Annotated in this window: 9 protein-coding genes and 3 rRNA genes; 2 read left to right on the top strand and 10 right to left on the bottom strand. The window is 46.5% G+C overall.

Going from position 1 to position 16,094, the window contains the following annotated elements; translation table 11 throughout:
* Positions 1-101 precede the first annotated feature (101 nt).
* The 4 genes from AC0L6V_RS15920 to ilvA form a co-directional block, all read right to left on the bottom strand.
* On the bottom strand, positions 102-962 hold the full coding sequence (locus tag AC0L6V_RS15920; RefSeq protein ID WP_265218130.1) for a DMT family transporter: 861 nt from the start codon (positions 960-962) through the stop codon (positions 102-104).
* A 77-nt stretch (positions 963-1,039) separates the two neighbouring features.
* Positions 1,040-2,005, bottom strand: a complete 966-nt coding sequence (locus AC0L6V_RS15925) for a type I asparaginase (RefSeq protein WP_409418776.1) — start codon at positions 2,003-2,005, stop codon at positions 1,040-1,042.
* A 118-nt stretch (positions 2,006-2,123) separates the two neighbouring features.
* Positions 2,124-3,857 (bottom strand): arginine--tRNA ligase, encoded by a 1,734-nt coding sequence (gene argS / locus AC0L6V_RS15930; protein ID WP_265218133.1) that lies wholly within the window; start codon positions 3,855-3,857, stop codon positions 2,124-2,126.
* A 134-nt stretch (positions 3,858-3,991) separates the two neighbouring features.
* Complete coding sequence (gene ilvA, locus AC0L6V_RS15935; RefSeq protein WP_409418777.1) at positions 3,992-5,497, bottom strand: threonine ammonia-lyase, biosynthetic; 1,506 nt, start codon at positions 5,495-5,497, stop codon at positions 3,992-3,994.
* Between the two features lie 290 nt (positions 5,498-5,787).
* Between ilvA and rpiA the strand changes: the two genes are divergently transcribed.
* On the top strand, positions 5,788-6,459 hold the full coding sequence (gene rpiA, locus AC0L6V_RS15940) for a ribose-5-phosphate isomerase RpiA (protein WP_265218134.1): 672 nt from the start codon (positions 5,788-5,790) through the stop codon (positions 6,457-6,459).
* A 70-nt stretch (positions 6,460-6,529) separates the two neighbouring features.
* Here rpiA and AC0L6V_RS15945 read toward each other — a convergent pair whose 3' ends face one another.
* Positions 6,530-7,498 (bottom strand): zinc transporter ZntB, encoded by a 969-nt coding sequence (locus tag AC0L6V_RS15945; protein ID WP_265218135.1) that lies wholly within the window; start codon positions 7,496-7,498, stop codon positions 6,530-6,532.
* 147 nt (positions 7,499-7,645) lie between these two features.
* On the opposite strand from AC0L6V_RS15945, the gene AC0L6V_RS15950 reads away from it, so the two are divergent.
* On the top strand, positions 7,646-8,605 hold the full coding sequence (locus AC0L6V_RS15950; RefSeq protein ID WP_265218136.1) for a class 1 fructose-bisphosphatase: 960 nt from the start codon (positions 7,646-7,648) through the stop codon (positions 8,603-8,605).
* Between the two features lie 102 nt (positions 8,606-8,707).
* Here the strand turns inward: AC0L6V_RS15950 and wrbA are convergent, their stop codons facing one another.
* From wrbA to sfsA, 5 genes are all read right to left on the bottom strand, one after another.
* On the bottom strand, positions 8,708-9,304 hold the full coding sequence (gene wrbA, locus AC0L6V_RS15955; protein ID WP_418138423.1) for an NAD(P)H:quinone oxidoreductase: 597 nt from the start codon (positions 9,302-9,304) through the stop codon (positions 8,708-8,710).
* A gap of 544 nt (positions 9,305-9,848) precedes the next feature.
* Positions 9,849-9,963 (bottom strand): 5S ribosomal RNA (rrf, locus tag AC0L6V_RS15960).
* Between the two features lie 197 nt (positions 9,964-10,160).
* Positions 10,161-13,049 (bottom strand): 23S ribosomal RNA (locus tag AC0L6V_RS15965).
* Between the two features lie 332 nt (positions 13,050-13,381).
* Positions 13,382-14,923: ribosomal RNA gene (locus AC0L6V_RS15970) — 16S ribosomal RNA — on the bottom strand.
* Together the 16S, 23S and 5S rRNA genes form the textbook arrangement of a ribosomal RNA operon.
* A 445-nt stretch (positions 14,924-15,368) precedes the next feature.
* Positions 15,369-16,085 (bottom strand): DNA/RNA nuclease SfsA, encoded by a 717-nt coding sequence (gene sfsA, locus AC0L6V_RS15975; protein ID WP_265218137.1) that lies wholly within the window; start codon positions 16,083-16,085, stop codon positions 15,369-15,371.
* Positions 16,086-16,094: the final 9 nt, after the last annotated feature.

The raw sequence follows: 16,094 nt of genomic DNA on the forward strand, positions 1-16,094 counted from the left end.
CGCTATCTATCCCTGTATACATCCTTGAAATCATGTATATAAGAAGAAGGTCTTATGTAAAGAACCTTTTTAAATATCGAGATAGACTAAAAAAATAAGACCTATAGCTTTGCTCGACTAAAATACACACCAACAATTGTCACAACAAAACCGATAATCTGAATCGTGGTCATGGATTCGCTGAATAAGAAATAACTTTCTACTGCCGCCAATGGGGGCGCTAATAGCAGCATAGTGGAAACCTGTGAGGCTCGCACTTTTCTCAATAACCACACCATTAAAAAAACACCGCCACCAGATAACACCAGCACGCCCCAGATAACGAGTAAGAAGGACTCCAGCTGCACGGCAAACAAGGTTTCACCAAGTAACAGCATAAAGCCAATCGAGACGACACTGGCCGCGAGGTTTTGTATCGCCATGGAGCTGAAAATATCAGACGATGAAATAGACATTTTTTGATAAGTCACACCCAGTGACAAGGCAAATATCGCGGCGCAAGCCAACGTAAACGTCAGCAGAGTCACGCCACCATGGCTCATATCTAACTCTAGCGCGGGGCTGATGACCAATACTAGGCCTACCATGCCGACCAACATTCCAAGAATACCTTTGAAGGACGTTTTTTCTCTGATTAGTAAGAAAGCTAACAGGGTCACCAATGCCGGCTGTAACGCACCAATCAGCGCCATGATGCCAGCAGGCAAGCCTTTAGCGATAGCCACATAGGCAAAGCCCAAATAAAAGCCATTCATTAGCATGCCAGCAATAATATGCTTAGGTAATTCTTGCCAAGCAGGAAAACGTCTACGCTGCCACAAGGCAATAGCAAGGAAGAGTAAACCCGCTAAAACAAAACGGATGCTCAGAAAAACGTTAGGGTCGATCAGGCCAACAATTAACTTACCGGTGATAAATCCCGTAGACCAAATAAGAACTAAGAGTACATATAGCAAGGCCATTTCAATTCCCTTTAAAATTTAGATAAGGTTTTTCGCCGTCACCTTACAGTTGGGCAGACAATGAAAAGCCAACGTTTCTAGAAACACTTTTTAACTTCTTCACTACTCATTCCAGACCCAATCAAAAAATGCAACTTGGCAAAAGCGGCTTCGTAAGTCATATCTTTACCAGAAATAACGCCCGCTTTAACCAAGGCAGAGCCAGCGGCATACGCTCCAGCCGCCACACTTCCTGCGCCACATTGGCTCACGTTCACAATCACGACGCCACGGTCGGTCGCGGTTTTCAATAAAGCCAAAAGAGTGGGATCTTTATCAGGAGCGTTACCAGCGCCGTAGCTTAATAATACCGCCCCTTTTACCGAATCATTTAATAAACCTTGCCAATGAGCCGCTTGCACGCCTGGAAAAACCGGCAGTATAGTGACCGCACTGTCTGCCATATCTGGAATATGTATCACCATGGGCGGTTTCACGGCCTCTGTTAAACGCCACCGCCAATCAATGCCTAACACACCTCGCTCAGGGCAGTTGGGCGAACTAAAAGCTTGCCAGTCACTGGTATGCGCTTTATGAGCCCGATCCCCTTCTATCAAGCGACCTGCAAAAAACAAGAAGACACCTTGCACGCCTTCCTCACACGCTGAAATCGCGCCCATGATATTAATCATCGCATCGGTGCGCACTTTATACATAGGTACTTGCGAGCCAGTCACTATGATAGGTTTGTCGCTATTAGCAAACATAAAAGATAACGCCGCCGAGGTATACGCCATGGTGTCTGTGCCATGCAATACAATAAAGGCGTCAAAATCATGCCATTTGCTTTCAATATCACGGGCGATGGTTTGCCAGTCTGTCGGGGTGGCATTGGAGGAGTCAATCAAACTTGGATAACCTTCAATGACAAACTCATGATTAAGCTCGTCGGCTTCATTAAGATGTTGAGCAAGATGATCAGCAAACGCTGCATCGGGTATTAAACCTTGACCCGAAGGTACCATACCTATCGTGCCACCTGTGTAGGCTATATAAATTCTCATCTGCTGACTGTTCCTCTTTACGAATCCTATTTTGCGTGCGAATTATGTCGCTTAAGACATAAAAGGCGCTGTTCAGTTGAAAAGCGCCTTTATTGTGTTCATTACCACCGTAGAGAATTTACATACGCTCTAACGTTTCAATCCCTAATAAGGACAAGCCAAGCTTCAGGGTAGACGCGGTATTCAACGCCAACTGTAAACGACTGTGTTTCACCTCTTCCTCGGCATTGATAATAGGACAAGCTTCGTAGAAGGTCATAAAGACACCGGCTAAATCGTATAAATAAGCACATAAGAAATGTGGCATACCATCATTCGCCACTTGCTGAATGGCTTCTTCAAACTGGCATAACTTCACTGCCAAAGCACGTTCTTGCGGCTCATCAATCGTAATGTCACCAGTCAAGCTAGCCACATCAACTTCAGAGCGTTTAACGATGCTTGCGACGCGAGAATAAGCGTACAGCAAATAAGGCGCCGTGTTGCCTTCAAAGCTCAACATGCTGTCCCAGTTAAACACATAATCGCTGGTACGGTTCTTCGATAAATCCGCGTATTTCACTGACGCAATACCGACCACACGACCAATGTTGCGCAGCTCTTCTTCGTCCATTTCTGGATTCTTCGATGCCACCAATTGATAGGCGCGCTCTTGGGCTTCTTCCAATAAAGAAGACAGTTTCGCTACGCCACCAGAGCGAGTTTTGAAGGGTTTGCCATCGCTGCCCATTACCGTACCAAACGGCATGTGTTCCAATTGTGTTTCTGGCTTCACAAAACCCGCTTTGCGAGACAAGGTGAAAATTTGCTGGAAATGCAAAGATTGGCGCGCATCCACAAAATACAACACACGGTTTGCATTCAAGGTATGTTGACGAAAACGCACAGCGGCTAAATCCGTTGTCGCATACAAAAAGCCACCGCCAGTTTTTTGCACGATAATTGGCGTGATCTCACCTTCTTTATTAGCGAACTCTTCCATGAAAACACACTGTGCACCATTGGATTCTTGCAGCAAATCTTGTTCTTTCAGCTCATTAACAACATTAGCTAGGTCATCGTTATAAGCGCTTTCTGGCATTACATGCTGACGCTCCAAAGACACACCAAGCATTTTGTACGTCTCTTCACAGTGCGTCAGAGAGATATTTATAAACTCATCCCAAAGTGCCAAACACTCTTCATTTCCAGACTGCAACGCCACCACTAATTCACGAGAGCGAGTAGCAAAAGCTTCATCCTCATCGAAACAGGTTTTCGCAGCGCGGTAAAAGGTTTCTAGATCAGAAAGCGCCATGCTGATGGTGGCATTTTCAGAACGTAAACGTTCCATGTAAGCCAACAACATACCAAACTGCGTGCCCCAATCACCCACGTGGTTTTGACGCACCACATGATGACCAAAAAACTCTAGCGTACGAACAACAGCATCACCAATGACCGTTGAACGAAGGTGTCCAACGTGCATTTCTTTTGCAAGGTTTGGAGACGAATAATCCACCACAACCGTTTCTGGTGCATCAACAGGATTTACATCAAGGCGGTCGCTGGTACGCAATTGCGCTAACTCTTTACTCAACCAAGCATTTTTCAAAAATATATTGATAAAACCCGGTCCAGCGATTTCAACCTTATCGGCAAGATCCGATAGATCCAACTTATCTAATGTGGCTTGGGCAAAATCACGCGGATTCATTTTTAACGCTTTTGCGGCGCCCATAATACCGTTTGCTTGGTAATCACCAAATTGTACTTTCGCGGATTGACGCACTAAAGCTGGCGCCGAATCAGAAGCACCAGACGCCACCATAGCCGCTTGAATGCGTTGATTTAAAAGAGTTTGAATATTCACAAGGAGACCTTTAAACAGTAAATACACCGCTCATTTAAGCGGCATACTAGAATCACACAGCCCTCGGACTGTCACCAATCAGAGGGCTGAATTCAAAAAAATAATGGTAGCAATAATAACCGATTTTCACGCTTTTAGCGAAAGAACAGCTTACAAGCTTGGTTGTTATTTTCATCTTGATAAGGATAGCCAAGCTCGTCTAGGAAATGCGTTACGTCGGTTTCTTCACCCACCGCTTGCAAACCGACTAAAACGCGACCATAAGCATCGCCATGATTACGATAATGAAACATGGATATATTCCATTGACCACCGAGTGTATTTAAAAATTTCAACAAGGCACCCGGACGTTCTGGAAACTCAAAACTGTACAGTAACTCACCTTTATCGCTGCGCAAATGCCCACCAATCATATGACGAACATGCACTTTAGCGGTTTCATCGTCTGTCAAATCAACGATTTCATAGTCTTTCAAGTCGGCCAATAACTCCTTACGACTATGAGGACTACCACCTAACGCCACACCAACGAAGATAACGGCTTCTTGATCATCGCCGTAGCGATAGTTAAATTCAGTGATATTACGGCCAACCAAAGCTTGGCAAAAATCCTTAAAGCTGCCTGGATGCTCAGGAATTTTTACCGCAATGATGGCTTCACGCTTTTCACCTAATTCAGCGCGTTCAGAGACATGGCGTAAGCGATCAAAATTCACGTTCGCACCACTGTTGATCGCAATCAGCGTTTGTCCTTTCGCGTCTTCACGCTCGATATACTTTTTTAAGCCAGCTAAGGCGCAAGCACCAGCAGGTTCTGTGATCGCACGTGTGTCGTCATAAATGTCTTTAATCGCGGCACACATTTCGTCGGTGGTCACAGTGATCACTTCGTCGACAGTGTCTTTGGCGATCGCAAAGGTGTTTTGTCCGATTTCAGCCACCGCCACGCCTTCAGCAAAAATACCTACAGTCGCTAAGCGAGTTGGCTTGCCTTTCTCCATAGCAATTTTTAAACACGCCGCATCTTCTGGCTCAACACCGATGATTTTGATGTCTGGACGCAAATATTTCACATAAGCCGCCACGCCAGCGATCAAACCACCACCACCGACAGGAATAAAAATCGCGTCAATATTACCTTCATGTTGATGAAGGATTTCCATACCAATCGTGCCTTGGCCTGCGATCGTGTCCAAGTCATCAAATGGATGCACGTACACTTGACCTGTTTGTGCCATGATTTCACGAGATTTTGCCGAGGCTTCATCAAACGCATCACCAAACAAAACCACTTCTGCACCATGATTACGTACCGCACTGACTTTTACTTCAGGTGTGGTGGCTGGCATAACGATCGTTGCCTGAATGCCAAGTTTCTTCGCCGCCAAAGCCAAGCCTTGAGCGTGATTACCCGCTGACGCAGCAATCACCCCACGGGCTCGTTCTTCGGGTGTTAACTGACAAATTTTGTTGTATGCCCCACGAATTTTGAACGAGAAAACAGGCTGCAAATCTTCTCGCTTCAAAATAATCTCGTTGCCCAATCGATTTGATAATTGATTGGCACGAGACAGTGGTGTTTCTACGGCAACGTCATAAACGCGCGCCTGTAGAATCTTTTTGATCATGGTATGAGGCATAGTGTTTCCTAAACGAATATAAATCGACAACACGATGTTCTTAACGACATCTACGCTGACTGCTAGTCAAAAAAACCGAGTAGGAAATATACTCTTTCACTTCTCTTGGCGCAAAGACAGATGTCCTCTAAATCCACATTAAAAAGATATAAAATCGATAAATAGCCTGATCTGGCGGGGTAACAATCACACTTGGAAGCGCCTATAATATTTCCACCATCAGAGGTGGCTTAGCTTTTAAAATAAGCCAGACCCCCCTAATAAAACTATAACAGAAGGTGAACACCACCATGACACAAGACGAATTAAAACAAGCAGTTGCTAAAGCAGCCGTGGATTACATTTTGCCCATGCTAGAAGCAGACACTATAGTTGGTGTTGGCACAGGCTCTACCGCAAACTTGTTTATTGACGAACTAGCCAAATACAAAAACCGTTTTGACGGTACAGTGGCCAGTTCTGAAGCCACTGCAGAGCGCTTAAAAAAACATGGCATTCCTGTGTATGATTTGAACAGTGTTGACAGCATACGAGTGTATGTTGATGGTGCGGATGAATCAGATGAACATTTACACTTAATCAAAGGCGGCGGTGCCGCGTTGACTCGCGAAAAAATCGTCGTCGCATGCAGCGATGAGTTTATCTGTATTGCTGATGAATCCAAACTGGTAAACGTACTTGGTGATTTCCCTCTTCCTATTGAGATCATTCCGATGGCACGCGGTCACGTAGCGCGCGAATTGGTAAAATTAGGCGGTGATCCGGTTTATCGTGAAGGCGTTGTTACTGACAACGGCAACCACATTCTTGATGTCTACAATTTAAAAATTCTTGATCCTATTGCACTGGAAAAAAGCATTGATGGCATTGTTGGTGTCGTGACGAATGGCTTGTTCGCAAAACGTTCTGCAGACGTTTTATTGTTAGGCACAAAAGATGGCATCAAAACCATAAAGAAATAATGTCATGACATTCAAAGCCTCGAAAAAAGATCGAGGCTTTGAATAATGACAATGGGATTAAAACAGGCCGTTAAAACCAACGACTTCTTCGCATCAGCACAAACTGACCACCGCCCAACACCACCAAAGCCGCGCAGAACAACCAAAAGGCCGCATTACTGTCAGTGCCAGGCATACCACCAATATTAATACCGAATAACCCAGTCAAAAAACCCAATGGCATAAAGATTCCTGACAAAATCGACAAAACATACATGCGAGCATTCATTTTCTCGGCTTGTAAATTGGCAAACTCTTCTTGCATCAACAAACAGCGCTCACGCAATGACTCTAACCCTTCGACATAGCGAGTAATATCGTTCGCAGCTTCTTGTACGCGAGCTATTTGCTCTACGCTCATCCAAGATACGGCTTCTTGAGAGAGCTTGTTAATCGCTTCTTTCTGCGGCACTAAAAAACGTCTAAGACGAATCGTCTCGAGACGACGCTGAACAAGTGAATCTCGTTGTCCAGACTCAATCCCTTCACCAATGCTTTCTTCTAAATCAGCCAGCTCGTCTTCCAAATCAGTAATGACTTTTGCCATTCTATCCGTTAAGGTTTCCGTCAATGTCGCAACCACATCCGCCGTATTAGTCGGCCCTTCATTGTTATTAAGATCCTTCACAACGCCCTGCACCGACAATAACTTACGTCTTCGACTTGATACAATAAAATGTGGGGTTACCCAAAGACGTAAAGACACCATATCTGATGGATTTGATTCCGGGTTTAAATTAACCCCTCTCAGCGTCAACAATAGGCCTTTTCCCATTCTGACCGTTCGAGGTCGTGTCTCTTCTGCAAACAAAGCCTCTACCGCTGTTTCTGGAATACCCTCCACACTTGACAGCCACGTATAGCCTTCTTCTTCATAACAATCTAAATGCACCCATCGACAGCCTTGCTCAGGTAAAATCTTAGGCAAATCTGAAAGTGGCAACGACTTAGCACCACCTTGACCATCAAGCTCAAGATTGTGTACAACAAACGCAGACATATCTATTCCTCTCAACATTTTTCGTAGATTATCGGAAAACGTTGGTTTTCCCTATTTATTTTGCCTTCCAATTCCTAGCTTGGCTGACACTCATAGCCTAGAGTGGCATAATTTAAGCCACTTCAAATAACAAGGAAATGCCATACCATGCAAAACTTATCTGATGTTTTAGCATCCAGCGCAACACCGAAAACATTACAAACTGTGTTAACGGTAACAACCAACACCTGCATTGCCATATCCGATGCGCTAAAACAGGGTTCACTAGCAGGTATTTTAGGCATGGCTGGCAATGAAAATGTTCAAGGTGAAGAACAAAAGAAGCTAGATGTCATTTCAAACGACATGCTTAAAGACGCTCTCACCGCTTGCCCTGCCGTGAGAGCCATTGCTTCGGAAGAAGAAGACTACATAGTACCAGCCAATACCGATGGCGAATACTTCATCGCCTTTGATCCATTGGACGGTTCGTCTAACATCGATATCAATGCCATGGTTGGTACTATCTTTTCAATCTATCGCCAAACCGGTGACCAACCTGCAACCGAAGCGGATTTCTTGATTCCCGGTAAAGAACAAGTCGCGGCAGGTTACGTTCTGTATGGCCCATCAACCATGTTGGTTCTAACAACAGGCAATGGCGTTAATATGTTCACCTACGATCCAACCAAACACGTCTTCATATTAACCCACGAAAACGTTCAGGTGGCACAAGACACACAAGAATTTGCCATTAATATGTCGAATCAACGCTTCTGGTCTGCCAGCATGCAAAACTACGTTAATGACCTAGTGAAAGGCAAAGATGGCATACGCGGTAAGAACTTCAACATGCGCTGGGTAGCCGCTATGGTGGGTGACGTACACCGCATCCTTTGTCGCGGCGGTATCTTCATCTATCCTTGGGATAACAAAGATCCATCTAAAGCAGGCAAGCTACGTCTAATGTATGAAGCTAACCCAATGGCCATGCTTCTAGAACAAGCTGGCGGTAAAGCCCATACCCACACTCAACGCATTCTGGACATTCAGCCAGAAGCCATTCACCAACGTGTCGCCGTCATTCTTGGCGCTGCAAACGAAGTGGATAAGTGCCTAAGTTATTAACAAAATAAAAGTATTGAGCCATACTAGACTTAATGTGGATAGGTTAGTTGCAACAAAAAAGGGCAAACGGAAACGTTTGCCCTTTCAATTCATAACATAAATTTATGCGCTTAACTTAGCCGCAATTTCAGCAACATGTTTACCTTGGAATCGCGCCATCGCAATCTCTTTGTCTGACGGCATACGACTACCATCAGCACCAGCAATGGTTCCAGCCCCCAGCGGTGAGCCACCTTTGACTTCACTTATATCCGCCAATTCTGGACAAGAATAAGGTAATCCCACAACGACAAAACCATGATGAAATAAAGTCGTATGAAAAGACTGTACAGTGGTTTCATTGCCGCCACCCGTACCAGTGGAAGTAAAGACACTGCCCACTTTACCAACGAGCTTGCCTTGATCCCACAAACCGCCAGTCATATCTAGGAAGTTACGCATTTGAGACGCCATATTACCGAAGCGGGTTGGCGAGCCAAAAATAACAGCATCATAATCCGCCAACTCTTCAGGCTTAGCAACGGGAGCTTGCTGATCCAACTTGATACCCGCATTCTTCGCCACATCTTCCGGCATCAACTCAGGCACGCGCTTAACATCGACATGCGCACCGCCACTACGAGCACCTTCGGCCACCTCTTGCGCCATTTTTTCGATGTGACCATAGCTTGAATAGTAAAGAACCAATACTTTTGTCATCTCAAACTCCTTCCTTTATTTAAAATGTCATTTCATTGTAGACCTGATTTCCAAAAATTAAAGGGAATAGTTAGAGTTCAAACTTATTTGAACTTTATTTGGACATTAATGAAGACTATCTTCAAAAACCAACCTAACAAGACAAACATAAGTGAATTGGTGAGCAAATAGAGAAGCGAGTAATAAGGGACAACCTATTCTGATAGATGGCACAGGCAATCTCTTTTAATGACGCGCCCAGATAGACAAATAAGGCGTTCTCTTTTGATGACCCGCGCAGACGCGTCGGAGTATGAAACAGGCACAAACTGAGTACGAGAGGGTAAGCCATTACTACGTGGCATGAATTCAGATAGACGACATAAGGCGCGCTCTTTTGATGACCCGCGCAGACGCGTCGAAGAATGAGACAGGCGCAAGCGGGGCACAAAAGAGCAAGCCATTGCTGCAGGAGTAAACCATTACTGCGTGCACGTGAAGACGGCTAACCGTAGACGAAAAAAAGCCCTGACAGCATCAGCTATCAGGGCCTTCTTAATATAAAGCTTGACGACGACCTACTCTCACATGGGATCTCCCACACTACCATCGGCGATGGCGCTTTTCACTTCTGAGTTCGGGATGGGATCAGGTGGTTCAACGCCTCTATGATCGTCAAGCAATTCGTTTTGCGTTTTGTTCTGGCTGGACTCTTTTCGTCTCACCACAACACGCGAATACGTGCTTGGATCTTTAACAATTCATTTTGAAATAGTGATAACCAAGTATCAAACCGATGCTCATCATTGCTGATGCTTTATCGTAATCTGTGTCTGTGATTGTAGCGTTTCCGCTTTAAAAACCACTTTGGTGTTATATGGTCAAGCCTCACGAGCAATTAGTATTGGTTAGCTCAATGCCTCACAGCACTTACACACCCAACCTATCAACGTCCTAGTCTCGAACGGCTCTTTAGGGAACTTATGTTCCAGTGAGATCTTATCTTAAGGGAGGCTTCCCGCTTAGATGCTTTCAGCGGTTATCCCGTCCGAACATAGCTACCCGGCAATGCCACTGGCGTGACAACCGGAACACCAGAGGTTCGTCCACTCCGGTCCTCTCGTACTAGGAGCAGCTCCTCTCAAATCTCAAACGTCCACGGCAGATAGGGACCGAACTGTCTCACGACGTTCTAAACCCAGCTCGCGTACCACTTTAAATGGCGAACAGCCATACCCTTGGGACCGGCTTCAGCCCCAGGATGTGATGAGCCGACATCGAGGTGCCAAACACCGCCGTCGATGTGAACTCTTGGGCGGTATCAGCCTGTTATCCCCGGAGTACCTTTTATCCGTTGAGCGATGGCCCTTCCATACAGAACCACCGGATCACTAAGACCTACTTTCGTACCTGCTCGACGTGTCTGTCTCGCAGTTAAGCGTGCTTTTGCCTTTACACTCTATGCATGATTTCCGACCATGCTGAGCACACCTTCGTGCTCCTCCGTTACTCTTTGGGAGGAGACCGCCCCAGTCAAACTACCCACCACACAGTGTCCTCGATCCGGATTACGGACCTGAGTTAGAACCTCAAACATACCAGGGTGGTATTTCAAGAGTGGCTCCACGGTAACTGGCGTCACCGCTTCAAAGCCTCCCACCTATCCTACACAAGTAGGTTCAAAGTTCACTGTGAAGCTATAGTAAAGGTTCACGGGGTCTTTCCGTCTAGCCGCGGATACACAGCATCTTCACTGCGATTTCAATTTCACTGAGTCTCGGGTGGAGACAGTGTGGCCATCGTTACGCCATTCGTGCAGGTCGGAACTTACCCGACAAGGAATTTCGCTACCTTAGGACCGTTATAGTTACGGCCGCCGTTTACTTGGGCTTCGATCAAGAGCTTCGCTTGCGCTAACCCCATCAATTAACCTTCAAGCACCGGGCAGGCGTCACACCCTATACGTCCACTTTCGTGTTTGCAGAGTGCTGTGTTTTTAATAAACAGTCGCAGCCACCTGGTATCTTCGACCGACTAGTGCTTACGGAGCAAGTCCTTCACACCGGCCGGCGTACCTTCTCCCGAAGTTACGGTACCATTTTGCCTAGTTCCTTCACCCGAGTTCTCTCAAGCGCCTTGGTATTCTCTACCTGACCACCTGTGTCGGTTTGGGGTACGGTTCCTGCATATCTGAAGCTTAGAAGTTTTTCCTGGAAGCATGGCATCAACCACTTCGCCCAAAAGAGGCTTCGTCATCAGTTCTCGGTCTTAAAAGGGCCGGATTTGCCTAAGCCCTAAACCTACCGCCTTAAACACAGACAACCATCGCTGTGCTGGCCTAGCCTTCTCCGTCTCTCCATCGCAATATGCACGAGTACAGGAATATTAACCTGTTTCCCATCGACTACGCATTTCTGCCTCGCCTTAGGGGCCGACTCACCCTGCCCTGATTAACATGGGACAGGAAACCTTGGTCTTCCGGCGGGGAAGTTTTTCACTCCCCTTATCGTTACTCATGTCAACATTCGCACTTCTGATACCTCCAGCCTGCCTTACAGCTTGACCTTCAACGGCTTACAGAACGCTCCTCTACCATGCCTAGTAAACTAAGCATCCGTAGCTTCGGTGTACAGTTTTAGCCCCGTTATATCTTCCGCGCAGGCCGACTCGACTAGTGAGCTATTACGCTTTCTTTAAAGGATGGCTGCTTCTAAGCCAACCTCCTAGCTGTCTAAGCCTTCCCACATCGTTTCCCACTTAACTGTAACTTTGGGACCTTAGCTGACGGTCTGGGTTGTTTCCCTTTCCACGACGGACGTTAGCACCCGCCGTGTGTCTCCCGTAATTGCACTCATTGGTATTCGGAGTTTGCATGGGGTTGGTAAGTCGGGATGACCCCCTAGCCCAAACAGTGCTCTACCCCCAATGGTGAGATACGAGGCGCTACCTAAATAGCTTTCGAGGAGAACCAGCTATCTCCGAGCTTGATTAGCCTTTCACTCCTATCCACAAGTCATCCCCAGCCTTTTCAACGGATGTGGGTTCGGTCCTCCAGTTGATGTTACTCAACCTTCAACCTGCTCATGGATAGATCGCCCGGTTTCGGGTCTATTCCCAGCAACTAAACGCCCTATTAAGACTCGGTTTCCCTACGGCTCCACTACATGTTTAACCTTGCTACTGAAAATAAGTCGTTGACCCATTATACAAAAGGTACGCAGTCACGGAACAAGTCCGCTCCCACTGCTTGTACGTACACGGTTTCAGGATCTATTTCACTCCCCTCACAGGGGTTCTTTTCGCCTTTCCCTCACGGTACTGGTTCACTATCGGTCAGTCAGGAGTATTTAGCCTTGGAGGATGGTCCCCCCATATTCAGACAGGATAACACGTGTCCCGTCCTACTCGTTTTCATGATTAAGGTGTTTTCGTATACGGGGCTATCACCCTCTATCGCGGCACTTTCCAGAGCCTTCTACTAACACCAAAACCACTTAAGGGCTAATCCCCTTTCGCTCGCCGCTACTTAGGGAATCTCGGTTGATTTCTTTTCCTAAGGGTACTTAGATGTTTCAGTTCCCCTCGTTCGCCTCCTCACAGCTATGTATTCACTGTGGGATACTCTACAAGTAGAGTGGGTTCCCCCATTCGGACATGTTCGGATCAAAGCCTGTTTATCGACTCCCCGAACCTTTTCGCAGATTACCACGTCCTTCATCGCCTCTGACTGCCAAGGCATCCACCGTGCACGCTTGGTCACTTGACCATATAACCCAAAATAGTTTCGGATCACATACCAAAGGGCTTTTGTACCCCTCTGGATTTACGATTTAGAAAGTCATCTAGGTTAAAGATGCTTTCCACCGGTTTGACGCTTGATTATCGTCTATTTCAAAATTCGAATTGTTAAAGAGCAAGTTTAGTGCAAAGCACTAAGTCAGAGACTAAACCATCACTTGCGTGACGCTTTGTTTAGTGTCTTGCTTAAAGCTTTGTCGCTAAGCTTTCTAAACTAGATACTGTATCTCGCCAATGAATAATCATTAACTCATACCATCAGATAATTTGTGTGAACGCTCACCAGAGGTTTCTATCGTTTAAGGAGGTGATCCAGCCCCAGGTTCCCCTAGGGCTACCTTGTTACGACTTCACCCCAGTCATTGACCACTCCGTGGTAAGCGTCCTCCTTACGGTTAGACTACCTACTTCTGGAGCAATCAACTCCCATGGTGTGACGGGCGGTGTGTACAAGGCCCGGGAACGTATTCACCGTGACATTCTGATTCACGATTACTAGCGATTCCGACTTCATGGAGTCGAGTTGCAGACTCCAATCCGGACTACGACGTACTTTCTGGGATTCGCTTACTCTCGCAAGTTCGCAGCCCTCTGTATACGCCATTGTAGCACGTGTGTAGCCCTACTCGTAAGGGCCATGATGACTTGACGTCGTCCCCACCTTCCTCCGGTTTGTCACCGGCAGTCTCCTTAAAGTTCTCGGCATTACCCGCTAGCAAGTAAGGATAAGGGTTGCGCTCGTTACGGGACTTAACCCAACATTTCACAACACGAGCTGACGACAGCCATGCAGCACCTGTCTCAGAGTTCCCGAAGGCACAAACACATCTCTGCGTTCTTCTCTGGATGTCAAGAGTAGGTAAGGTTCTTCGCGTTGCGTCGAATTAAACCACATGCTCCACCGCTTGTGCGGCCCCCGTCAATTCATTTGAGTTTTAACCTTGCGGCCGTACTCCCCAGGCGGTCTACTTATTGCGTTAGCTGCGCCACTAAGTCATTACAACCCAACGGCTAGTAGACATCGTTTACGGCGTGGACTACCAGGGTATCTAATCCTGTTTGCTCCCCACGCTTTCGCACCTCAGTGTCAGTATTAGTCCAGGGTGTCGCCTTCGCCACTGATGTTCCTTCCTATATCTACGCATTTCACCGCTACACAGGAAATTCCACACCCCTCTACCATACTCTAGCCTGCCAGTATCGGGTGCCATTCCAAGGTTGAGCACTGGGATTTCACATCCGACTTAACAAACCACCTACGCGCGCTTTACGCCCAGTAATTCCGATTAACGCTTGCACCCTCTGTATTACCGCGGCTGCTGGCACAGAGTTAGCCGGTGCTTCTTCTGGGGCTAACGTCAAGATAATTGGGTATTAACCAATCACCCTTCCTCACCCCTGAAAGTGCTTTACAACCCTAAGGCCTTCTTCACACACGCGGCATGGCTGGATCAGGCTTGCGCCCATTGTCCAATATTCCCCACTGCTGCCTCCCGTAGGAGTCTGGGCCGTGTCTCAGTCCCAGTGTGACTGGTCATCCTCTCAGACCAGTTAGAGATCGTCGCCTTGGTAGGCCTTTACCCTACCAACTAGCTAATCTCACGCAGGCTCATCTAATAGCGGAAGGCTCCGAAAAGTCCCCTCCTTTCCCCCTCAGGGCGTATGCGGTATTAGCATGCGTTTCCACATGTTGTCCCCCTCTACTAGGTAGATTCCTACGCGTTACTCACCCGTCCGCCGCTCGTCACCCAAGAAACAAGTTTCTCCGTGCTACCGCTCGACTTGCATGTGTTAAGCCTGCCGCCAGCGTTCAATCTGAGCCATGATCAAACTCTTCAGTTAAAAAGTTTGCTTACTCAAAATCTATTACACTAACAATAACTTAATCATTTCATCATCCCGAAGAACAACGAAACAACATAAAGCGAATTGACGTGTTAGACGTTTCGCAAGACTTCAATTTTTTTGACCATCTCGAATCAGTTAAAAACCAATCCGGATAATCTTCTGAAGCCTCCAGCGAGCGCCCACACAAATTATCTGATTATCTATTTTAAAGAGCGTCTGATACTTCGTTCAACTTACTTACCTTAGTAAGTGCAAACTCTTGTTTGCGTCGTTGTCCGTGTCAGTGGGTGCGTATAATACGCATCAGAATTTTCTATGCAAGGACTTTTGGTTTTTTCTTTCAGTTTTTTTAAATAAAATCAAAACCGTTCAAATAACCACCAAAAAGCCGCTTTTTTGGTTATAAAGCAACCAAACAACATAAGTGTTTGTGTGAGCCTTACGTCAGTTTAGGCATTTTTACTGGGACAGAACGAGCCACGGCCATTCCTTTTGTATCGATCGCCACTTGGTAGGCAATCACCTCAACACCTTTTTCAATCACTTCCATACACGCTTGAGCATACTTCTTATCAATATGCACCGCAGGGGTAACCGAATCGATCCCCGTGTGACTAACACAGAAGAACATCACCGCTCGATGACCTTCTGCCACCATATTGGCAAGCTCATACAAATGCTTGCGTCCTCTATCGGTAACCGCATCCGGAAAATACCCTATTCCATCTTCTTCGAGCAACGTGACGTTCTTCACTTCTACATAACACTTCTGCCCATCACCACCCGTTAATAACCAATCAATACGGCTTTTTTCGCCATACTTCACTTCGGCCTTTTGCTCAACGTAGCCCGTAAGCTCTTCTACCACTCCATTCGCAATAGCTTCACCAACCAACTTGTTTGGGTAGCCAGTATTAATACAGGCTAGATATTGCTCGTCGACTTCCACCAGCTCCCACGTATACGCGAGCTTACGCTTTGGGTTATCGCTTTTGGATAGCCACACACGGGCATTCTCTTGTTGGCAACGCTTCATTGACCCGGTATTCGGGCAATGGGCAACGACCACCTCACCGCTCGGCAATTCAATGTCCGCCAAGAAGCGCTTATAACGCTTTAGCAATCTTCCTTCTATTAAAGGGGTTGGAAACTCCAAGTAAATACT

The sequence above is a fragment of the Marinomonas sp. G8-14 genome, assembly GCF_055808935.1.